The organism is Marivirga tractuosa (assembly GCF_042140215.1).
GTDB lineage: Bacteria > Bacteroidota > Bacteroidia > Cytophagales > Cyclobacteriaceae > Marivirga > Marivirga tractuosa_A.
Genome location: NZ_CP159478.1, coordinates 3,430,477 through 3,451,465 on the forward strand (window position 1 = coordinate 3,430,477; position 20,989 = coordinate 3,451,465).

Annotated in this window: 17 protein-coding genes and 1 pseudogene; 9 read left to right on the forward strand and 9 right to left on the reverse strand. The window is 33.0% G+C overall.

What is annotated here, in order from left to right:
• Positions 1-89: 89 nt before the first annotated feature.
• The 5 genes from ABWH96_RS15395 to ABWH96_RS15415 all read left to right on the forward strand — a co-directional run bounded on the left by ABWH96_RS15395 (position 90) and on the right by ABWH96_RS15415 (position 4,963).
• Positions 90-986 carry a helix-turn-helix domain-containing protein gene (locus ABWH96_RS15395; RefSeq protein ID WP_375578402.1) on the forward strand — a complete coding sequence of 299 codons (897 nt, stop codon included), beginning with the start codon at positions 90-92 and terminating at the stop codon, positions 984-986.
• A 155-nt stretch (positions 987-1,141) separates the two neighbouring features.
• Positions 1,142-2,047: a PhzF family phenazine biosynthesis protein gene (locus ABWH96_RS15400; protein ID WP_375578403.1), complete on the forward strand. Its 906-nt coding sequence runs from the start codon at positions 1,142-1,144 to the stop codon at positions 2,045-2,047.
• On the forward strand, positions 2,048-3,127 hold the full coding sequence (locus ABWH96_RS15405; protein ID WP_375578404.1) for a glycosyltransferase: 1,080 nt from the start codon (positions 2,048-2,050) through the stop codon (positions 3,125-3,127). It abuts the gene before it with no gap.
• A 64-nt stretch (positions 3,128-3,191) separates the two neighbouring features.
• Positions 3,192-4,223, forward strand: coding sequence for a DUF6588 family protein (locus ABWH96_RS15410; RefSeq protein WP_375578405.1), 1,032 nt, complete (start codon positions 3,192-3,194; stop codon positions 4,221-4,223).
• A 143-nt stretch (positions 4,224-4,366) separates the two neighbouring features.
• A complete protein-coding gene (locus ABWH96_RS15415) occupies positions 4,367-4,963 on the forward strand; it encodes an outer membrane beta-barrel protein (RefSeq protein ID WP_375578406.1) in 597 nt (198 codons plus the stop codon).
• A 69-nt stretch (positions 4,964-5,032) separates the two neighbouring features.
• On the opposite strand, the gene ABWH96_RS15420 is transcribed toward ABWH96_RS15415, so the two are convergent.
• Complete coding sequence (locus ABWH96_RS15420; RefSeq protein WP_375578407.1) at positions 5,033-6,490, reverse strand: sensor histidine kinase; 1,458 nt, start codon at positions 6,488-6,490, stop codon at positions 5,033-5,035.
• A gap of 318 nt (positions 6,491-6,808) precedes the next feature.
• Here ABWH96_RS15420 and kbl point away from each other — a divergent pair.
• A pseudogene (gene kbl, locus ABWH96_RS15425) lies at positions 6,809-7,995 on the forward strand (glycine C-acetyltransferase).
• A 48-nt stretch (positions 7,996-8,043) separates the two neighbouring features.
• Here the strand turns inward: kbl and ABWH96_RS15430 are convergent.
• Complete coding sequence (locus tag ABWH96_RS15430) at positions 8,044-9,114, reverse strand: hypothetical protein (RefSeq protein ID WP_375578408.1); 1,071 nt, start codon at positions 9,112-9,114, stop codon at positions 8,044-8,046.
• A 630-nt stretch (positions 9,115-9,744) separates the two neighbouring features.
• On the opposite strand from ABWH96_RS15430, the gene ABWH96_RS15435 reads away from it, so the two are divergent.
• The gene (locus ABWH96_RS15435) at positions 9,745-9,888 is read left to right on the forward strand and encodes a hypothetical protein (RefSeq protein WP_375578409.1); all 144 of its coding nucleotides are present in this window, start codon (positions 9,745-9,747) and stop codon (positions 9,886-9,888) included.
• Positions 9,889-9,936: 48 nt separating this feature from the next.
• A complete protein-coding gene (locus tag ABWH96_RS15440) occupies positions 9,937-11,760 on the forward strand; it encodes a tetratricopeptide repeat protein (protein ID WP_375578410.1) in 1,824 nt (607 codons plus the stop codon).
• A gap of 299 nt (positions 11,761-12,059) precedes the next feature.
• On the opposite strand, the gene ABWH96_RS15445 is transcribed toward ABWH96_RS15440, so the two are convergent.
• Entirely contained in the window at positions 12,060-12,650 is a 591-nt protein-coding gene (locus tag ABWH96_RS15445) for a transposase (RefSeq protein WP_375578411.1), read from the reverse strand.
• Positions 12,651-13,278: 628 nt separating this feature from the next.
• Between ABWH96_RS15445 and fmt the strand changes: the two genes are divergently transcribed.
• Entirely contained in the window at positions 13,279-14,196 is a 918-nt protein-coding gene (gene fmt / locus ABWH96_RS15450; RefSeq protein WP_375578412.1) for a methionyl-tRNA formyltransferase, read from the forward strand.
• Here the strand turns inward: fmt and lpxB are convergent, their stop codons facing one another.
• The 6 genes from lpxB to ABWH96_RS15480 form a co-directional block, all read right to left on the reverse strand.
• The gene (lpxB, locus tag ABWH96_RS15455) at positions 14,197-15,297 is read right to left on the reverse strand and encodes a lipid-A-disaccharide synthase (RefSeq protein WP_375578413.1); all 1,101 of its coding nucleotides are present in this window, start codon (positions 15,295-15,297) and stop codon (positions 14,197-14,199) included.
• Positions 15,298-15,314: 17 nt separating this feature from the next.
• The gene (locus ABWH96_RS15460; protein ID WP_375578414.1) at positions 15,315-15,965 is read right to left on the reverse strand and encodes a response regulator; all 651 of its coding nucleotides are present in this window, start codon (positions 15,963-15,965) and stop codon (positions 15,315-15,317) included.
• Between the two features lie 168 nt (positions 15,966-16,133).
• Complete coding sequence (locus ABWH96_RS15465; protein WP_375578415.1) at positions 16,134-16,853, reverse strand: ABC transporter ATP-binding protein; 720 nt, start codon at positions 16,851-16,853, stop codon at positions 16,134-16,136.
• Between the two features lie 83 nt (positions 16,854-16,936).
• On the reverse strand, positions 16,937-19,945 hold the full coding sequence (locus tag ABWH96_RS15470; RefSeq protein ID WP_375578416.1) for a hypothetical protein: 3,009 nt from the start codon (positions 19,943-19,945) through the stop codon (positions 16,937-16,939).
• Positions 19,946-19,953: 8 nt separating this feature from the next.
• The gene (gene gatC, locus ABWH96_RS15475; RefSeq protein WP_375578417.1) at positions 19,954-20,241 is read right to left on the reverse strand and encodes an Asp-tRNA(Asn)/Glu-tRNA(Gln) amidotransferase subunit GatC; all 288 of its coding nucleotides are present in this window, start codon (positions 20,239-20,241) and stop codon (positions 19,954-19,956) included.
• On the reverse strand, positions 20,238-20,972 hold the full coding sequence (locus ABWH96_RS15480; RefSeq protein WP_375578418.1) for a lysophospholipid acyltransferase family protein: 735 nt from the start codon (positions 20,970-20,972) through the stop codon (positions 20,238-20,240). The genes gatC and ABWH96_RS15480 overlap by 4 nt, the downstream gene beginning before the upstream one ends.
• Between the last annotated feature and the right edge of the window lie 17 nt (positions 20,973-20,989).

A 20,989-nucleotide genomic window follows, 5' to 3' on the forward strand; every position in this document is an offset into this window, starting at 1 on the left:
ACTGCTATTCTTACCAATTTTACAGATTAACCAATTGAGGCGCAGGAATTAAAAAAGTATTGTATTAGTTTTGATAAAAAGTAGATGCTATGGACGAGATACAAAAATTTGAAACTGTTAGCCAATACAATGCATACAACAATCATGAAACACTACATCCTTTAGTAACGGTTGTTGATTTCTCAAAGGCTGATCCAAGGTATCTAAAAAAGACATATTTCGGTCTGTATCTTGTACTCTTGAAAGAGGTAAACTGTGGGGATTTAAGATATGGAAAACAAACTTATGATTATCAGGAAGGCACTTTGATATTCGTTGCACCTGGGCAGGTCATTTCAATTGATAATAACAACCAACTCTATCATCCCAAAGGCCATGGAATTGCTTTCCATCCAGATCTTATCAAGGGCACTTCATTGGGCAAACAGATTGATCACTATTCGTTTTTTAGCTATAAGGTAAATGAAGCACTGCATGTTTCTGAACGCGAGCGAAAAATGGTCATGGACTGTTTTTCCAAAATCAGCTATGAACTAGAGATGAATGTTGACAATCACAGCAAGAAATTAATTACCTCTAATATTGAATTGCTCTTAAATTATTGCGATAGATTTTATGACCGCCAGTTCATTACCCGTGACAATGTGCATAAAGGAATTTTGGAAAGGTTTGAAACTTTACTGAATGCTTACTTTTCTTCTGACAAACCCGAAACTATCGGTTTGCCTTCTGTGGCTTATTGCGCAGATGAACTCAACCTATCATCAAACTATTTTGGTGATTTGATTAAAAGGGAAACTGGTAAATCTGCTCATGAGTTTATTCAACTAAAATTAATTACAGTAGCAAAGGAAAGAATATTTGATCCTAATAAATCCCTTAGCCAAATTGCTTTCGACCTAGGATTTAAATATCCGCAACATTTTACCCGTGTTTTTAAACAGCAAGTGGGAATAAGCCCGAAAGAGTATCGGAATTTGAATTGAGACCAGTTCTTTCCAGAAAACTACTTATGAAGCATTGAAAAGCATTTTAATAATTGAAGAAAGTAAAATGCTTTTCTAGGATTATAGGCTGCAGCTCCTTCATATCTATATCCTAATATTTCTCATTTCCTCAATCTTTTTTCTTATTTTCGGGCATGTCTAATACAATAAAATTTCAAATTATAGATGTATTTACATCAGAACCTTTTGGTGGAAATCCTTTGGCAATATTTGATAAGGCAGATGGATTATCGGCTGAGCAAATGCTCAAGATTGCTAAAGAATTGAATTTATCCGAATCGGTTTTCCTTAATCAAGCGACAGCAGAGGCAGATGTGAAAATGAGGATTTTCACACCTGGCATGGAATTACCAACCGCAGGTCACCCCACTATCGGAACTGCTTTTTATTTATTGAAAGAAAAAGGGATTCAGCCTAAAAAGCAGAATGAATTACACTTAGAACAGAATATTGGAAATCTGAAAGTACAATATGAAAAAATTGGAAATGAGATTTCGAAAATATTAATGGAACAACCGCTTCCTAAATTTGAACAAACATTTAAGGATAAAAAATTGGTGGCATCACTTTTATCCATTGAAGAGAATGAAATTGAAGAGGATTTCCCATGCCGGATAGTAAATTGTGGAAATCCATTTTTGATGGTCCCTGTCAAGACTTTAAGTTCTGTTCAAAACCTTAGGCTCAATAATGAGCTTTTCAATGAAATACTGGACGAAATATTTATTACTGGAGTGATGGCTTTTACCTTGGAAACTGATCATCCTGATCATCTAACGCATAGCCGAATGTTTGCCCCACATATAGGTGTACCGGAAGATCCGGCAACCGGGAGCGCACACGGGCCATTAGCTTGCTATTTACACAATTACAATATGGCCGATTTGAGCGAACTGTCAATTGGTGAACAAGGCTATGAATTGGGAAGACCAAGCCAGATTAAAATGAGAATTGTGCAAGAAGATGGAAAGATATCAAAAGTGTTGGTGGGCGGTTCATGTGTTCCTATAGGAAATGGAGAAATCAGGATACCAGAATAAATGGAAAAGAGAAAAATTCTTTTTGTTTGCCCCTACCCTTTTGATGAAGCACCAAGTCAAAGATTTAGATTTGAGCAATATCTGTCAATACTCCAAAAACATGGATATCTGTATCGGTTTGCTCCTTTCTTAAACCTAAAAGCTTGGAATATTTTATATAAATCAGGCAATAGTATTCAAAAACTACTTTGGCTGAAAATATCCTTTTTAAAACGTCTAGTTTTATTATGCCAGCTCCGTCCATATCACTATATTTTTATCCATCGGGAAGCTAGCCCTATTGGCCCTCCTGTTTTTGAATGGATAATTCACTTTATTTGGAGAAAAAAAATAATCTATGATTTTGATGATGCCATCTGGCTGGAAGACCCGAATGAAAAAGGCAGCTGGAAAGCCAGAATAAAATGGAAGTCTAAAGTGAGAAGCATTTGCAAATGGAGTTACAAAGTAAGTTGTGGAAATGAATACTTGGGAGAATTTGCTAGAAAATTTAATAATTATGTAATCATCAATCCTACTACCATCAATACTGATTATCATAAAGAAATGGTGGTTTCAAAACCCAATAAAATAGTGATTGGCTGGACGGGGACTCATTCTACCATGCAATATTTAACTCCATTATTAGCTATTTTAGACAAACTTTCAGAAGAATATGATTTTGAATTACGAGTAATTTCCAACCAAAAGCCTGATTATGATGTCAACTATATGCATTTTATCCCTTGGAGGAAATTAACCGAGATAAAAGATTTAAACCAACTCGATATTGGCATCATGCCACTAACGGATGATATCTGGAGCCAAGGTAAATGTGGATTTAAATTATTGCAATATATGGCTATAAAAAAACCTATTGTTGCATCCCCTGTTGGGGTAAATAAAAAAATAATAGATGAAAGCCAAGCGGGTTTTTCAGCAGAAAGCAAAGAAGAATGGGAAAAAGCGCTTTCAGAATTACTAACTGATCATGCATTAAGAAATCAATTAGGAAAAAATGGTGAGAATTATGTAAAGAATAATTACTCAGTTCAATCAAATCAAGAAACTTTTCTGAGATTATTCAGCGAGCTTGCTTAAATATTTAAATTTTTAATTAAAAATCAATACTTTTATACATACGTACCACTAAAAATTAAAGAATATGAAAAGAATATTTACTGGAATAATAATCGCCACTTTTTTATTGGCTAATGTAGAATTCACTAAAGCTCAAAGTTTTGAGGAAGTGGTTGAATCAGGGGTTGCAGATGCAAATACTTATTTAGGCCACTATATGAATCCAGTGGCTAGCTCGATTGGAAATGGATTAGCAAATGGATGGTATAATACTGCGAAGCCGCATAAAACATTAGGCTTTGATTTAACATTTAATATAAACATGGCTACCATTCCTGATGCAGCTAAAACTTTTGAATTTGTAGAAGCAGAATACGATAATATTTCACTTGCAAATCCCGCTAATTCAAGCTTACCAACTTTTATTGGTGGAAGTACTGACCAGAATTTGGTAATAAGTGGAAACAGAGAAGTTGCAGGAGGTCAATCAATTGCTTATGACGAAACGATTGGAGCCCCGGATGGAATTTTAGATGATTTGGATTATCCAGGGCCATTAGCTATCCCTACCCCAACAGTGCAATTGGGAGTTGGTATTGTTAAAAATACTGATTTAATAATTCGATTTACCCCACAAATTAGTGTTGGTGATTTTGCATTTCAGTCTTTTGGTTTTGGAGTAAAACATGATTTCAAGCAATGGATACCAGGAATGAAACTTCTACCTTTTGATTTATCTGGATTGGTTGCATTTAACAGATTAAACACCACCTATCAAATTAATGAAGCGGAGGGACAAGTTGCAGAGTTTGGTGCAAGTGCAACCACTGTTCAGGCTATCATTTCCAAGAAGTTATTATTCTTCACACCTTATGCAGGACTTGGATTTAATATAGTTCGATCGAATTTTGCAATGAAAGGAGACTATCAGTTTGATGGAGGAAGTGAACCATACACTGTAACTGATCCAATTGATTTGTCATTTGACGGAAGCGGTGAACCAAGATTTACTATCGGTGCCAGAGTTAAAATCCTTTGGGTATTAGCTTTAAATGTTGATTATACAATCCAAAGGTACAATACATTATCTGTTGGATTAGGTTTGAACATTCGATAATAAAGTTAAGGAAAAATTTAGTTAATAGCACAAATCATACCTTTGGTCTGTGCTATTTTGCTTTTTAAGGTAAAAACATACATTGAATAATAAAATTTGATATTTTAAGTTAATATTGCAAATCAACTAAATGACAAACAATTATGAAGAGTAAATTATTAATTCTATTCGTTTTATTTTTTGCACAACAAGCTTATTCTCAGGTAGGATCGGGAAGTATGTTAATAGGTGGTAGTGCACAATTTCAAAATTCTGAAAACGCTGATTTTCAAACAATAAGAGTATTACCAAATGTGCAGTATTTTATTAGTGATAACTTTTCTGTAGGTGGTAGCCTTGGTTTCACTACGCAAAGAGACAATTTAGGAGAAGATGATTATGTAAGAACTAATACTCTTTCAATTAGCCCTGAAGCGAGGTATTATGTAGGATTGGGTGAGAATGTACATTTATACGGAGCAGCACGTTTCGGATTTGGTTTTGGTGGTTCCACTTTCATTGATGGAAACGACAGAACTGAAATAAACGATAGGTCTACTTTCAATTTAGGAATCAACCCTGGTATACTTTTTACCCCAGGATCAAGTATTGGATTTAATTTTGAATTAAATATGATTTCCTTTAGTAGAAATGCCGTAACACCTGCAGGTGGTAATACAACCACTGTATCAAATGGGTTAACGTTAGGCATCAATACATTTGCTCCAACGTTTGGTATTTACTATATCATCGGAAATTAAACTAGAAAAATCTTTAACTTAAAGCCTCACTTGATCCTATCTCGAATGAGGCTTTTTACTATTCTGAAGTCATACTTTTAAGGGTAAATAGATTTTAGCTTTAGTCCATTCCCTCTCTTTACTTTCAATATTTATAGTCCCGCCAATTTTCTTTAAAACTTCACGGCTATTGTAAAGTCCCATTCCATTTCCAGTTGAAAGTTCAGTTCCCCTATAAAACATATCAAAAATGAAAGGCTTTACTTTTTCCGAAATTCCTATCCCATTATCAGTTAATTCAATTAAATGAAAATCCTCATTTCGGGTAACTCTAATATCAATTTCAAATTTATCTTTTCTACTGTCTCTATATTGAAAACTATTTTTCAACAAACTTTTTAAAATAATACCAAACCTGTCTGAATCGGTTTTCACCTTATAATTATCAGCAATATCAAAAGTTACTTTAGGATTTATATCATAAATATTATCTACAAATAAAACCATTTGCTCCAAGACATCCCTAAGGTTTACCTCTTCCAAATTCACATGAGTATGAATATTGGTAGCCACATTGCTAATATCACTTACAAAACCATTAAGCAATCTTAAATTAAGTCTTAGGTGATGCTTTAATTCATTAACAGTTTGTACATCTGAAATCTCTATAACCTTAAGTAGACCTTCTAATGAAGCAATAGGCCCTCGAATATTATGGGAAACGCTGTAAAGGAATTTATCAAGCTCATGATTTATTTGATTTAATGCTAAATTCTGTTTAGTGATCTCTTCCGAAAAATGCATATTTTCAGTCCTATCTTCTAAAATGAAGATAAAACCTTCACCTAAATTATGTTGTTTCCCAATTGAGATGGCAGTGGCATTTATAAAAATTTCATCCGATTGTTTTACATTATGAATTACAAATGAAAAATTAACATACCCTCCTTCTTCATTTAATTTTTCAATCTTATTCCAAAATTGGGAGATATTCTTTACATAAATTGCATCTAGAAAATTGAAGTTTTTATCAACCCCACGTCCAAATAAAATTTTAAATTTTTCATTAAACCAAACTGATTCAAATTCTTTATTGGTGTGTACTAGCCCAATTGGTAAAGTATTGAATAGTTCTTTATTGATTGATATATCTTCAAATGGATGTTTTTGAAAACCGTTTTTATAATCAATATTGGGCTGAGAATTACTCAATTCAATTATTTGAATTAGTGCTTTCCTATTAGTTTGATAAATTGGATTAAATAAAAATATTTTCTCACCCTGATTGAATTGAGATGATTGAATTTCATCTTTTCCAATAATTTCGGTTTCAAAAAAGGCTAATACTTTTTCTAGCTCAACTCGGTTTTTTGCGAATTGCTGATTTACGTTTAAATACTGATGAGTATCAATATCAATAATAAACATGGGGTTTTTCCCATTTTCAAAAAAATCAGTAAAAGTCCAAAAGCCTTTTTCCATCTCGGTTTTAACGGATGAACAGTTTTTTTGATTTCTCTTCAAATCTTTTCTCAAATCCTGAATCATGAAACAAAATTAGGGCTGATAATAGGAAGAGAAAAACATGATATCAGCAAAATATTACAATCCTAGAATAGGCTATTAAAATTTTAAAGACTGAAAATCAATTAATTACCTCATATTTTTCTAAGTAATTATACTTAAAAATATAAGAAATGATTGGTATTTCTATGAAGCACCAAATTCAAAAAATTAAATTTTAATCGAAACAATACAATATGTAACTACATGGAATATTTTCAATATCACTAGCAATTTTTAAAGATTTGATGGGGTTTCATGGAATGAAGCTTATCTTTGCTTAAAGAAAAAATTTCAGGAAATATGTACGGAAATCTTCAAAAAAGACTACAAGGCGAACTTGAACAATTAGAAAAAGACGGTCTATATAAAAAAGAAAGAATAATTACCACTCCTCAGGGAGCCTCAATTAAAACTGATACTGGAAAAGAAGTTTTAAACTTTTGCTCCAATAATTATTTAGGGCTTTCCTCCCATCCAAAAGTTTTGGAAGCTGCCAAAAACACTTTGGACACACATGGATTTGGAATGTCATCTGTAAGGTTTATTTGTGGTACGCAGGATATTCATAAAGAACTCGAGAAGAAAATAGCTGACTTCTTAGGCATGGAAGATACTATACTTTACGCGGCTGCATTTGATGCAAATGGGGGTGTATTCGAACCAATTTTAGGTCCTGAGGATGCTATTATTTCAGATTCTTTAAATCATGCGTCCATTATTGATGGGGTAAGACTATGTAAGGCTGCAAGATATCGTTATCAAAATAACGATATGGCAGATTTAGAGGAACAATTGAAGAAAGCTAAGGATGCTAAAAGCAAAATCATTGTAACTGATGGCGTTTTCTCAATGGATGGCTATGTGGCGCAATTAGATAAAATTTGTGACTTAGCTGACAAATATGATGCTTTGGTAATGGTAGATGACTGCCATGCTACAGGTTTTATTGGTAAAACGGGTAGAGGCACCCATGAGCTCAACAATGTTATGGGCAGAGTGGATATTATCACAGGAACTTTAGGAAAAGCCTTAGGCGGTGCAATGGGCGGTTTCACTTCAGGCAAGAAAGAAATCATTGATATGTTGCGTCAAAAATCAAGACCTTATTTGTTTTCCAATTCCTTAGCACCTTCTATAGTAGGAGCTTCAATAGCGGTTTTTGATTTGTTGAGTAGCTCGACAGAATTGAGAGATAAATTAGAAGACAATATCAATTACTTTAAGGAAAATATTAAAAAGCAGGCTTTGACATCAAGGATGGAGATTCTGCAATTGTTCCAATTATGGTATATGATGCAGCACTATCTCAAAAATTTGCTGATAGACTTTTGGAAGAAGGCATTTATGTAATTGGTTTCTTCTATCCGGTAGTACCAAAAGAACAAGCTAGAATAAGGGTTCAACTTTCTGCAGGACATGAAAAAGAGCACTTGGACAAAGCAATTGAAGCCTTTACGAAAGTGGGGAAAGAATTGGATATTATATAAAAAAAGAAAATCCAGAGCAGTTAAAATTGCTCTGGATTACTTTACAAATCACAAATGATATATCGCTTCCTGTTTAGCTTCATATATCTTAAACATTGCCCTAATATATTCTTCCATTTCTTCTGAAACAGATTTTATTTTTTTAGAAATCTCCTTCAAATCATCCTTTTCAAACTTATCCATATCAATCAAATTGGTTAATCCTTTCATGGTAACCACTGGTCTACGCATAACATGAGAAATATCAAAAATCATCTGATCCAATACACTTCCATAAGCCTTTTGAATGGTGAAATCCTCCACTACACCTAAACAACGATATTGACTCGTCTTTACTTCTGAGATATGAAGTTTGATTAGAAAATATTTCTTCTCCCCATTCTGATTTGAACAAGAATAAACATATTCCATGCTTTGCTTATCCCTTATTTTTTGGATTAATGTAAAAAAATCAGATATAGGCATACTTAATAACTTACTCATCCTTTTTTCCACAGAACATTCAGTGGTAAAAGCCGGATGTTTACGCATTAGGTTTTTACTGAAATTATTATATAAAAGCTCAAGATCTTCATTGATTTCAACCTCAAAAAAAGAAGCAGGTAAATTTTCAAGGTTCAAATAATCTGGTAGGCTGTTTTTTTGGTTAGTTAAATAATCTCCGTATAAATGATTAATATACTCACCTATGGATTCCATATGCTTCATCATTCTATCAAATGAGTCTTCAATAGATTTGGTGAAAATCGTACCAACTATTCCTTTAACCTTATTTTTATCTACAATAGGATAAATGAATAATTGCTCCTCATTGATATATGATTTAAAAAAACTAATATTTCGAAATAGAGTATGAAATTTCACATTGGGAACAAAGATCACTTCTTGGTTCAATTTAGAGAATCGAGAATTAAAAAGATGGTGGTCAATATTTATTTGAATGTAAGAGGATCTTTCTAAATCATATAATTCATGATAGTCCTCATCCCACAATATTAAAAATGACTGAGATGCCTGGGAAAGCTCAGCTAACATTTTCAAAACCGGGTTCATCTTATTATGTAAAATTTGATGCCTAGGCTGAAAATAAGGATTGTTAAAAATTTTAGGTAAGCTCATAGGCAAGAGGTTTTGAAGTTGAGTATTCCCTATATTACATAAGTATCTTTTAATGTTCTTACAACTAAAAAAACCCTCAAAGACGGGACAAATGATACCTTAACAACAATAGGGGAGAAGTTAACTATCACTTTAAAATGTCCCGCCCTTTCGGGTGATGTCGTTAATATATAAAAAGGTCTTGGTTGAATGCGCAATGCATTATTCCTTAACTACATTTCAAAGGTAGTACAAGGAAACTTTCTAAAAAACACCATAAAAGGGGTATTTTAAATTATTTTAGGGGTATTTCAAACCCCATTTCTAGGGTAATAAAATTTACATTTTGGGTGTAATGCAGCAAATATGACTAATAATATTTAAAGATAAACTTTAAAAAAATGGTTTATTAAACACTGAATATCAATTATTTACAATCCACTACTATTAAATTGTAATTCAGCATAAAATTGAGTCAATACCTCTTTTTTTATATAAAAACACCCCATTTTTAGTGTGAATACCTCCATTTCTACAGTAAAATCTACCTACAAAATAATTTGAGAAACCCCTAAATGGGTGTTTTTCAGTAATTTAAATAAGCCTAATATTGTGGTATCAATTTAAAATGAAACACTTAACAACAATAATATGAAAGCTTTAAAAACAATTAAGTACGCATTAGTAATAGCAGCATTATTCACTTTCTCAGCTTGTGAATTAATTGAAGAGCCTAATATGGATGAAACTACTTGTACGGGTTGTAGTGAAACCCAACAAGGAGAAATTGATTAAAAGCAACCAAAACCTTTCTAATTTAGCCTCATTATTGTAATTTTATCAATGATGAGGTATTTTTTTATCTTTTTAATATTTCTCCTTCCGTTACTTGCTTTATCTCAAAGCGAAAATAAATCTTATTTAGAAATCGCTAAAAATTTTCGAACAAATAATCAATTTGACTCCTCTATTATTTATAGTGAAAAAGCACTTGAGTATTATAAAGAAACTCAGGACTCTATAAATATTGCAAATACATACAATAATTTAGGGCTTACTTACATAAAAATTAATAATAGAAAAAGTGCATTAAATAATTTCTATAAGGCTATAAAAATTAATAAAAGCATTAAAAATTATACAGACTTAATAGGGAATTATAATAATCTTGGAAATTATTACATTTCTGAAGATTTAAATTTAGCACTTCAATATTATCAAGAAGCTGAAATACTTCTACCAAAAGATAAAAAAGATAAAAAATCAGCCATTATAAATATGAATATTGGTACTATTTTCTCATCCAATGATAAAGAATATTTTAATTATGATTCTGCCGTTTATTATTATTTGAATTCTTTAGAATCTTTTAAGATAATAAAAGACTCAATTAATCTTGCTTTATTATATCATAATTTAGGCGTGTTGTATGAAAGAAAAGAAAACTATCAAGCAGGTTTAGATAGCTATAATAAATCCTTAGAAATTAATAATGCTTTAGATGATAAATACCGATTAAATCAAACTTACATGAATGTTGGTAATATTTACTTAAAACAAAAAAAATTCAAAGAAAGCCTCAATTATTATGAAAAAAGCTTAGAATTAGCTGAATACCTTGGTGATCCAAATCGAAAAATGAACCTATACTCTAATATGGTGAAAGCTAAAATGGGTATAGGCCAAGTAGAGGAGGCATCCTTATTGTTTCAAGAATACAATCATTTGCGTGACTCACTTTTCGACAGTGAAAAGATGCAGGAAGTAAAAGACTTGGAAACAAAATACGAAACTGAAAAGAAAGAAGCTGAAATAAAAGAACAACAGCTTGCCATAGCCCAGAAAAATTTTCAGAAAAACCTTTTTTTAGGCTTGAGTATTGCTTTGGTGGTCTTAATAATTTCAACCATCTGGTTCTTTATTCAAAAGCAAGAGTACTTAAAAAAGCTTAAGAACGAGGAAATCTCCAATATGAAAACCGAGCAGGAGTTGAAAGAACTCAATGCTATGATGCATGGGCAAGAAGAAGAAAGAAATAGAATTGCTAGTGATTTGCACGACCGATTGGGGGCAAGATTATCTTCCATTAAATTACTATTTCAGTCCGAGCAAAATGAAACTGCTCATATCCTTAAAAGTAAGTTATTGGATAATATCAATGAGGCCATAAAAGAAACCAGAGAAATATCCCATAACCTCTCTACCGATATGTTAACCCGCTTTGGCCTTGAAACTGCCTTAAAAGATATGGTGAGAACTATAAATGAAGCAGAAAAAATAAAAGCAGACCTTGCCATTTATGGATTACAAAAAAGACTCCCCCTAGAAGTTGAGCGCAATATCTATCACATCGCCTTAGAATTGATTAATAATACTATTAAGCATGCGGAAGCTCAAAACATCACCCTTCAAATCAGCCAATCTGAAGGAGAAATCAATGTTTTTTATGAAGATGATGGAAAAGGATTTGATGTTCAAAATGTAGTGGATTCAGGAATGGGTATGCGAAGTATTTATGCCAGAGTAAATACTATCAGTGGAGCGGTTTACTTTAATTCAAAACCAGGAAAAGGCATTAATGTAGTGATGACCATTCCAGTAAAAGAAAACATGGAGGAAGAAAAAGAAAATCAGGATGATACTACCTTAAAATCTAAAATGGCTTGATTTTTTAGCGGTTTGACGGTTCCAAAACCATCTAACCGCTATTCTGTAAAGCTAGATATGTCTCTTATCGGTCAGACGGTTCCAACCGTCAGACCGAAAGCCAACTTTGAGAGATTAAATAGTGATATTCAGTACTATTTCGACAAAGTGTGAGAATTATAAATCTCAACTTGAATCATCCAACCTAACTGGCAGATGCGGTTTGACGGTTCCAAAACCGTCTAACCGCTACTCTGCATAGCTGGATATTTCTCTTATCGGTCAGACGGTTCTAACCTTCAGACCGAAAGCAAACATTTCTATGTAAGCAATTTCAAAATTTTGTCTTCACTTATCACTTTATATGATTCTTTATAAAAATCATTTTCAGAAATCCCTATCAGTTCTTTTGCTAAATTTTGATTACACAAACTTCCATTTCTGAATCCAGCATAATCAAGAAATGATGAAAACTCCCAATCTTCCATCTTTGATACTAAACCAGCAACCATTGGGTTTTGATGAATATAATTAAAACAAATAAATGGGTAGTCTACATCTTTACCATCCAATAATTTAAATTTTGTCCTTTTTCTGAAAATAGAACCAGAATTATTTTCTTGCTTATTTATTGCTTGGGTATAACTACTGATTAGATTCCGAAATCCATTTTGCAATGAACTAATTTTAATATTTCCAGTATCTCGTTCAATAATAGAATTGCTATTTGAATAAATAAGAAAATGGAAATGATTATCCATTAAAGTATAAGCTAAAACATCACAATATGGGGCTACTAGGCTTCTAAATTTTCTTAAGAAGTATAATTTGTTTTCTCTATTGTAAAATACTTTTTCTTGATTATTCCCTTGGTTATATACGTGATAAAAGCAATTATTTAAAATTAACATACATATTCAATGATAACAGGACCTTTTAAAAAATGTAAGGTTTAAAATTGAAGAACAAAGATTACAAACTAAATTAATAATCATTTTTAATTATTACAAAGCAACCTAAGGTTGATTTAAGGGTAGAATCCTTTAAATCAAAGAGCAAAAGCGGTTTGACGGTTCCAAAACCGTCTAAAGGCTATTCTGTAAAGCTAGATATGTCTCTTATCGGTCAGACGGACTAAACCGTCAGACCGAAGGCAAACTTTGAACAATTTAATAGTGAAATTCAGTACTTTTTCAACAAAGCGTAAGAATTATAAATCTCAACTTGAATCATCCAACCTAACTCTGTAAAGTTTATACTGCGATGCAAATACAGTTAGAACCGTCTAGTCATCCTTTAAAGAGCAAGCAGTTCCATCTATTGCTTAGTTTAAACCGTGAGACCGAAGCGAAAATTTCCGCTTACCCTGCGATGTGGATGCGGTTTGACGGTTCCAAAACCGTCTAACCGCTATCTGTAAAGCTAGATGTTTCTATTATCGGTCAGACGGATTAAACCGTCAGACCGAAAGCAAACTTCGGACGATTTGATTATCAAATTCAACACTTAATTCAGCCTATATTTTTATCTTTGCCTTCTATGAAAAAATTACGCATTGTTTATATGGGCACTCCTGATTTTGCGGTGCCTGCCTTAAAGATTTTAGTAGAAAACAACTATGATATTGCGGCTGTCATAACAGCTCCCGACAAACCAAAAGGACGTGGACAAAAGCTATCGCAATCTCCAGTAAAGGAATATGCTGAATCAGCAGGACTTAAAATCATGCAGCCCACCAATTTAAAAGACCCTGATTTTCAAGCTGAATTAGCTGCTTTAGAAGCCAACCTGCAAATTGTTGTAGCTTTTAGAATGCTGCCCGAAGCAGTCTGGTCTATGCCTGAAATAGGGACATTTAATCTGCATGCTTCCCTCCTTCCTCAATACAGAGGTGCTGCCCCTATCCATTGGGCGGTTATGAATGGCGAAACCGAAACAGGCTTAACTACTTTTTTTCTCAAACATGAAATAGATACAGGCAGTATCATTCTACAGGAAAAAGAGTCTATCTCCCCTACTGATACTACTGGGGAAGTCTATAACAGGCTCATGGAAAAAGGTGCTGGTTTGGTATTAAAAACAGTGAAGGCCATTGAAAATGAGAGCTATGAGCTAAAACCTCAAGATGAAAATCAAACTTTGAAGCATGCGCCTAAGCTTTTTAAAGAAAATACAGAATTAAAATGGACAGAGCCTGCTGAAAAACTCTACAATTATGTAAGGGGATTAAATCCATTCCCAACTGCATGGGCAATTATTAACGATAAAAAATACAAAATCCATCAATCCTCCATAATTGATAAGGATTCAAAAGGTGAAGCTGGAAAATTAATCACTGACCATAAGAATTATCTTCATATTCAATGTAATCCAGGGGTTTTGGCTTTAGAAATAATTCAGCCAGAAGGCAAAAAAAGAATGGGGATTGCGGATTTTTTTAGGGGGAACAAACTCTAATTATGAATTGGTAGTCCTTTCAATAATCAAATCCGCTGTCTTTTGGGAGGTGTTTTCATCTCCCATCATATCTTTTAAAACCTTATAGTCTTTAAATACTTGATCTCTTTTTTGACCATTAGGGAGTATATGCTCCAATTCAGCAGCAATATTTTTCACAGTGAATTTCTCTTGAATCAATTCTTTTACGGCTTCTTTTTGGAGAATCAAATTCACCAATGATATAAATTCTACTTTTACTACTTTCTTAGCTATGGCATAGGATATTTTACCTGTTTTATATACTACAACTTCCGGTACATTAAACAAAGCAGTCTCCAAGGTAGCAGTACCCGAAGTCACCAAAGCAGCTTTAGCATTTGATAGTAAATCGTATGTTTCATCAAATATCAGGCTCAAATTGGGTTGATTTTCAACTTTTGCATACAACGACCTATCCAAATTTTTCACTCCAGCTACCACAAAATGCTCATGAGGGAATTCTTGGGTTACTTTTTGCAAATTATCGAGCATATGTATAACCTCTTGCTCACGACTTCCAGGTAAAACAGCTATAACATCTTTATCCTTAAAGGAGAAATCATCACTAGGCTTAAAATCACGAATAGCATCCAATAATGGGTTACCTACATAATCTACTTTAAAACCATATCGCTTATAAAAATCCTGCTCGAATGGCAGAATCACATACATATAATCGACATTCTTCTTGATTTTAAGGGCTCTTTTTTGGTTCCAGGCCCAAACTTTAGGTGAGATATAGTAGTGAACAGGAATATGATAAGCTTTTGCAAATTTTGCGATCCTCATATTAAAGCCTGCATAATCAATCAAAATAATGGCATCGGGTTTAAATGCTAAAATATCCTCCTTGCAAAACTTAATTTTTTGACGAATAGCTCCTAGGTGCTTTATCACTTCCCAGAAACCCATATAGGCCATCTCCCTGTAATGAGTTACAAGCTCTCCTCCAGCTTCTTCCATTGCATCACCTCCCCAACAGCGGATTTCCGAATCAACTTGCTGTGATTTCAGTGCTTTAATTAAATTGCTGCCATGAAGATCTCCGGAACGTTCACCAGCAATGATATAATACTTCATCTTTTAGGATTGGAGTTTTAACCTAGATAGCCTTTTTCAAAAGCCATTTTAACCATATGAGAAACATTTTTTGCTTCAAATTTCTGTAATAATAATTTTCGATATGAAGTAATGGTATTGGGAGCTAAGTCCAATTTTTCAGAAATCTCCCCTGAAGTATCCCCTTCACTTAAATGTTGTAAGATTTTTCTTTCCGTATCGGTTAATTTAACTCCTCCTTCCGACTCACCATAAACTCTCATTTTCATGGCCATTTTCGCCATTACATCCTGAGAAAAATAGGTTTTACCTTCCATTATTCTTTTAACGGCAGAAAGGATCTCTGCTTCGCTCACATTTTTGAGTACATAACCATCAACTCCAACATCCAAAGCATTTTGAATATAACCTTCCCTATCAAACATAGAAAGAATTAAAACTTTTGTTTTGGAGAATTTCTTCTTGATGATTTCAGTAGCCTCTATGCCATTTAAGACAGGCATATTCAAATCCATGATTACTACATCCACCTCATTATCAGCCAAGAAATCGAGAACCTCCTGGCCGTTTGAAACTGTTCCTAATATGGATAATTCCTTTTGATTTGATAGTATAGAGGACATACCACTTGCTAAAATTTCGTGGTCATCGGCTATTAATAATTTTATAGGATAGGAAATTTCGCTCATACTCAAATCTAAAATTATTCAATCTGACTTACAACATTATAAGTAGAATTAAATTGAATAATTTTAAGTACAGTTGATTATAAAACTACAATTTTGACAATCTATACATTTTAAACAGCTTTTTATATTTAAAATAAAAAGGAAACTATAATTTATCTAAGAAATAACCTACACAGTTTCAGCACCTACACGTGTGATATCATTATTAATATTATCGCTTTCTACCAGACCATCTCTCATTCGAATTATCCTGTGGGCATATTGTGCAATATCATCTTCATGGGTCACCATCACTATGGTATTCCCCTGATCATGCAGTAATTGAAACAATTCCATGATTTCATAAGAAGTTTTAGTATCTAAGTTTCCAGTTGGCTCATCAGCTAAAATTATACTAGGATTATTTACTAAAGCTCTGGCAATGGCTACCCTTTGTCGCTGACCACCGGAAAGTTCATTAGGCTTGTGATAAGCTCTATCCCCCAGCCCAACACTACTCAAAACCTCTAGTGCCCTTTCTTCTCTTTGAGATTTACTGAATCCAGCATAAACTAAAGGTAAGGCAACATTCTCCAAGGAAGATTGTCGTGGAAGCAAATTAAAAGTCTGGAATACGAAACCAATTTCCTTATTCCGAATTTCAGCTAAGTCATTTTCTGATGTTTCGCTTACATCTTGCCCTGCTAATTGGTAATTACCTCTAGTTGGTGTATCTAGGCAACCAATAATGTTCATTAAAGTTGATTTACCTGAACCAGAAGGCCCCATAAAAGCAACATATTCTCCTTTATCTATATTGATGGTTACTGACTTCAGTGCTTCAACTGTTTCAGTTCCCATTTTATATATCTTAGCAATGTCTTTGGTTTGGATTACAGATTGTCCCATTAATTTTATTATTCATTGATAGTTTAAGATGAAAATTTAATTCAGAAGTATGGTTTACACAATTGATTTGTGATAAACGGAAATTACCATGGCATTTGTTCCATCTCCTCCTTTATACTTTCGTATTCTTTAGAAAATTTCTCCCATTCCTCTGTCGATAATAAGCCTACTAAATCTTCATAGGCTTCTTCAGCATAATTACTCAAATTTAATTTTAAAGCTTGCAAAGCATAAGCTTTCAATAATTCAGTACTATTGGAATTTAAACGACTTGCCTGAACTAAAATTTCATAGGCTTTTTCTGTCTCATTATTTTTATTGAAATAATTTGCACTTAAAAGTATGGCTGATTCAAAGTATGGATTCTCCTGCCCAACTCTCTCCATCATTTTAATAGCATTCTCATTATCTCCTTCCTTAGTTTTTTTATACGCTTCCCAAACCAATTTATAATTATATGGATATTTTAGCAAATCATCTTCTTTGACCTCTTCCTCCAATTTTTGATCTTGAGTAATAGCAGCTAACAAGGCAAAAAGGTTGTTTTGATATATCTTTAATCCTTTTTCTTTTTCTGGTATTTTAATTGACAATAATTGATTTTTTGCTTGTTGAAAATTCTCCTTCTCAATCAAAATTTCAATCTCATTTAATTTCAATAGAGCCAGAAAAGGAGAACCATTTAATTGATTTTCAATTAATTCAATTTCGTTTTCTTGCAGTGAACTGTTAGTTTTCAACCATAAATATTTAAAGCTATCGGGAAGTTTGGATGGATTACCTTGTAAAAATTGATAAAGAGGGTCATTCTCCAGCAATTGGGTAGAAATAGATTCAGTATCCAATTGTCTTTCATATACTTGAGCAGCCTCAAACAATCTTTTATCCAAAATCAAAGCAATTGTACGATAAGTAGTAGCTTTGCTCATTTTCAGTTCCGCAGCTTCTTCAAAATGCTCTGCAGCCTCAGAATATGCTTTTTGCTCCATTAACCACATGCCATGCAATAGATAATAAAAGCCAGCATCTGAAATATTATCATTTTCTAACTGATTCATTAAACTATAAGCATTATTTATTTTACCGGCATAATTCAATCTATAGGAAGAGGCATATTTCAAGGATTTATCAAAATCTTTATTTTCAGAAAACTTACCAAGCCAATTGATGGTATCACCCTTAAAGTCCTCATTATCTATAGACTTATTTAATGTCAGATTGAAAATAAAAGAAAAATCATTGTAGGTTAGGATTTTTGGCATTTTGGGAGCCTCCAAATCAATACTATCAATAAATGCTCTTTTTCTATTAGCCAAAGCCAAATAATTAGCTTGATAAGCAATAGTTTTACCATCTAATGAAGATTGTTCAGGTAAATCTTCATCAATTCCATTCTTAGCAAATAATGCAAGTCGATTTACTGTTGCAACATTTGCGGCTACCCCTCTTTTCGCTGCTCTTTCTGCAGCATCAAAATAAATAAAAGAAGAGTCCGTCTTATTCAACTTTTCAAATATGAGCCCTTTCATATTTAAAATATAAGGATTGTCAGGAAAATCTTTTTGGGCATCTTCTAAAGTAAAGAGCGACTCAAAAATGAGATTAGAATTGATTTGAGCTTGTATTTTATTCAAATAAGATTGTACACTTGGTCTTTTGAAATTTGCCTGGGAAAAGTAAGAAGAAGCTTCCGCCCATTTTTCATTTTTATATTCTCTTTTCCCTATTTCAAAGTTATGCTTGTGAGATGTTTTGGCATATTGCCGTGCCACTTTAAAAGTTGTAGTAGCTTTTTCTTCTTCTCCTATATAGGCATAATAATCAGCCAATCCATTATAATAGCCCGAAATTGCCTGGTAGTAAGGCAAATAAGAAACTCTTAAAATCAAAACAACCACAATTCCAAAACCTACTGCCCTTACTAAATTGTATGGAATATTTACAGGTCTGAAAACCACAGGATATATCCCATGGCCAGCCTTAAGAAGTGCAACAAAATTATAAAGCACATAAAAGAAAAATAATACTCCAAAACCCAGATGAGAGAAAATAATCATATCCTCAAAAGTATCCATGAGTGGATCATTTCCATTCCTAAAAATCCAAGTCATTACGGAAAAAGCCATTATACCTAAAGCCAGATAGATATACCCTCCTAATGGTCTAAAAATCAATTGCTTTTCAATTAACTCACTTCTTTTACGGAATCCCCAAATACCGAATACTGCAGAAACACCAAATAATAAAAATTCATTAAAATAAATAATCTCAATATCTATTAAATTATCATTTTTGGCGAAAGTTAGCCCTACATAAATAAGGTAGAGCATCGTGATTACAATAAAATGCAGAAGATTTGAACTACCGTCATTATTCTTTTTGGCTGCCAGCAAATAAAGAATATGCAGAATGATATCATAGGCAACATTGAATATAAAAATAATGGTTAAAATAACTGGAACTATAATACCATGGTGAGCCATAAAGATTACAGGTGCTTCTATTGTAGAGCCCATAATTACTAATGAAAGCAAGACTATTAAAAGCACTGCAAATATGAGCCATCTTTGGAACAGTCCTGCATTTTGCTTGAAAGCATGTATATAATATCCAGTTACTAAGAAAAGACCAACAAAAAAGAAGGTAAACAACTGATTATCAATGCCAAAAATATTTAAGAATTGCAGCTTCAAAGTGATTAACCATACTACAAATACGGATTGAAAAATGATAAACCACCATCTACTTAAATAAGTGGCAGCTGTCATCAAAATACTAAAACAGCAGAAAATAACCGCTATTAGCAGATATGTACCACTTATTTGAAAGCCAGAATCTAATGAAAGAAAAGACTGGAAAATTATATAGCTTCTGGCAGGAATCTGCAGATCAAACACAAAATCCTGGACATTATGTAATGACAATTCTACACTCTGTGTTTTCCTGGCTACTTCCTTTGGGAAGGCAATATCATAACTATTGTATTGAGAATAGAAACTATAACTCATTGATAAAAAGAAAACAAAAAGGAGCACTTGATAAATGCTCCTGTATTTCCCACGCCAGTCTTTCCAAAAATTTAAATTATTCATTATTCTTTTTATTCAATTACTTTAGGTACTCTAAAATAGTCTTTATCCTTTTTAGGAGCATTTTTCAAACCATCCTCATGTGAAATTTGCCCTTTAATCTCATCTTCTCTTAATTGGTTGGTTTCAAATGTCATAGCTTGCAAGGGCTCTATATTGTTTGTATCTAGTTCCTGCAACTTCTCCACAAAAGAAAGCATATTATTCAAATCTTTCAGCATTCTTTCTTCAGATTTTTCATCGAATTGAAGTCGAGCTAAATGCGCAATTTTTTCTAATGTTTCTTTATTAATGCTCATCTTATTTGTCGGTTTGCTATTTCATTTGAAATGACATCATAAACTTTGCTTTTTAACGAAGGTATATCCTCCATATTGAGTCCTTTTGTAGGTACTGGTTTATGATAAATCATTCGCATTTTCCTTCTGCTTATTAAAGGAATTTTTTCATCCGGTAAAATTATCCAATTATCTGGAAGGCTCACAGGTACAAGTGGAATTTGTTTGGTGATTGCAGCTCGAAATGCTCCGTCTTTAAATCTACTCATTTCAGGAATTCGTTTTGATATTATTCCTCCTTCAGGAAACATCACTAAGGATCTATCTTTTCCCATTTTCTCAATTGCCTTATTCAATGCTTTATAAGAATTGGTAGGACTTGCCCTATTCACCGTGATATGCAATTTACGAAACATATAACCAAACAAGGGTACCTTGGCTAGGGAACTTTTACCTACATAAACGACAGAATGGGGTGCAAATCCAAAGCTCACAATATCTAAAAGGGAAAAATGATTGGCACAATAAACGTATTGATTCTTTGGATTAATTAACTCGATACCTTCAATTTGAGTTTTTATCCCTACCAAAAATAAGGCTACTTTAGCCCATAATTTATTAAGAAAATAACAATGCTTATGCCATGATTCTTTGGAAATAATAATCAAGAAAAAAGGAAATAATAGTAAAAATAAGCCAATGAAAACAATTGCGCACCAAAACGTGTATATCTGTTTGAAAAAATGTTGCATACTTAAAAGCCTAAAAA

What these genes read in the sequence shown, in the direction of transcription:
- ABWH96_RS15395 (WP_375578402.1), top strand. Translation starts at nt 90, where the DNA reads ATGGACGAGATACAAAAATTTGAAACTGTTAGCCAATACAATGCATAC.
- ABWH96_RS15400 (WP_375578403.1), top strand. Translation starts at nt 1,142, where the DNA reads ATGTCTAATACAATAAAATTTCAAATTATAGATGTATTTACATCAGAA.
- ABWH96_RS15405 (WP_375578404.1), top strand. Translation starts at nt 2,048, where the DNA reads ATGGAAAAGAGAAAAATTCTTTTTGTTTGCCCCTACCCTTTTGATGAA.
- ABWH96_RS15410 (WP_375578405.1), top strand. Translation starts at nt 3,192, where the DNA reads ATGAAAAGAATATTTACTGGAATAATAATCGCCACTTTTTTATTGGCT.
- ABWH96_RS15415 (WP_375578406.1), top strand. Translation starts at nt 4,367, where the DNA reads ATGAAGAGTAAATTATTAATTCTATTCGTTTTATTTTTTGCACAACAA.
- ABWH96_RS15420 (WP_375578407.1), bottom strand. Translation starts at nt 6,490, where the DNA reads ATGATTCAGGATTTGAGAAAAGATTTGAAGAGAAATCAAAAAAACTGT.
- ABWH96_RS15430 (WP_375578408.1), bottom strand. Translation starts at nt 9,114, where the DNA reads ATGAGCTTACCTAAAATTTTTAACAATCCTTATTTTCAGCCTAGGCAT.
- ABWH96_RS15435 (WP_375578409.1), top strand. Translation starts at nt 9,745, where the DNA reads ATGAAAGCTTTAAAAACAATTAAGTACGCATTAGTAATAGCAGCATTA.
- ABWH96_RS15440 (WP_375578410.1), top strand. Translation starts at nt 9,937, where the DNA reads ATGATGAGGTATTTTTTTATCTTTTTAATATTTCTCCTTCCGTTACTT.
- ABWH96_RS15445 (WP_375578411.1), bottom strand. Translation starts at nt 12,650, where the DNA reads ATGTTAATTTTAAATAATTGCTTTTATCACGTATATAACCAAGGGAAT.
- fmt (WP_375578412.1), top strand. Translation starts at nt 13,279, where the DNA reads ATGAAAAAATTACGCATTGTTTATATGGGCACTCCTGATTTTGCGGTG.
- lpxB (WP_375578413.1), bottom strand. Translation starts at nt 15,297, where the DNA reads ATGAAGTATTATATCATTGCTGGTGAACGTTCCGGAGATCTTCATGGC.
- ABWH96_RS15460 (WP_375578414.1), bottom strand. Translation starts at nt 15,965, where the DNA reads ATGAGCGAAATTTCCTATCCTATAAAATTATTAATAGCCGATGACCAC.
- ABWH96_RS15465 (WP_375578415.1), bottom strand. Translation starts at nt 16,853, where the DNA reads ATGGGACAATCTGTAATCCAAACCAAAGACATTGCTAAGATATATAAA.
- ABWH96_RS15470 (WP_375578416.1), bottom strand. Translation starts at nt 19,945, where the DNA reads ATGAATAATTTAAATTTTTGGAAAGACTGGCGTGGGAAATACAGGAGC.
- gatC (WP_375578417.1), bottom strand. Translation starts at nt 20,241, where the DNA reads ATGAGCATTAATAAAGAAACATTAGAAAAAATTGCGCATTTAGCTCGA.
- ABWH96_RS15480 (WP_375578418.1), bottom strand. Translation starts at nt 20,972, where the DNA reads ATGCAACATTTTTTCAAACAGATATACACGTTTTGGTGCGCAATTGTT.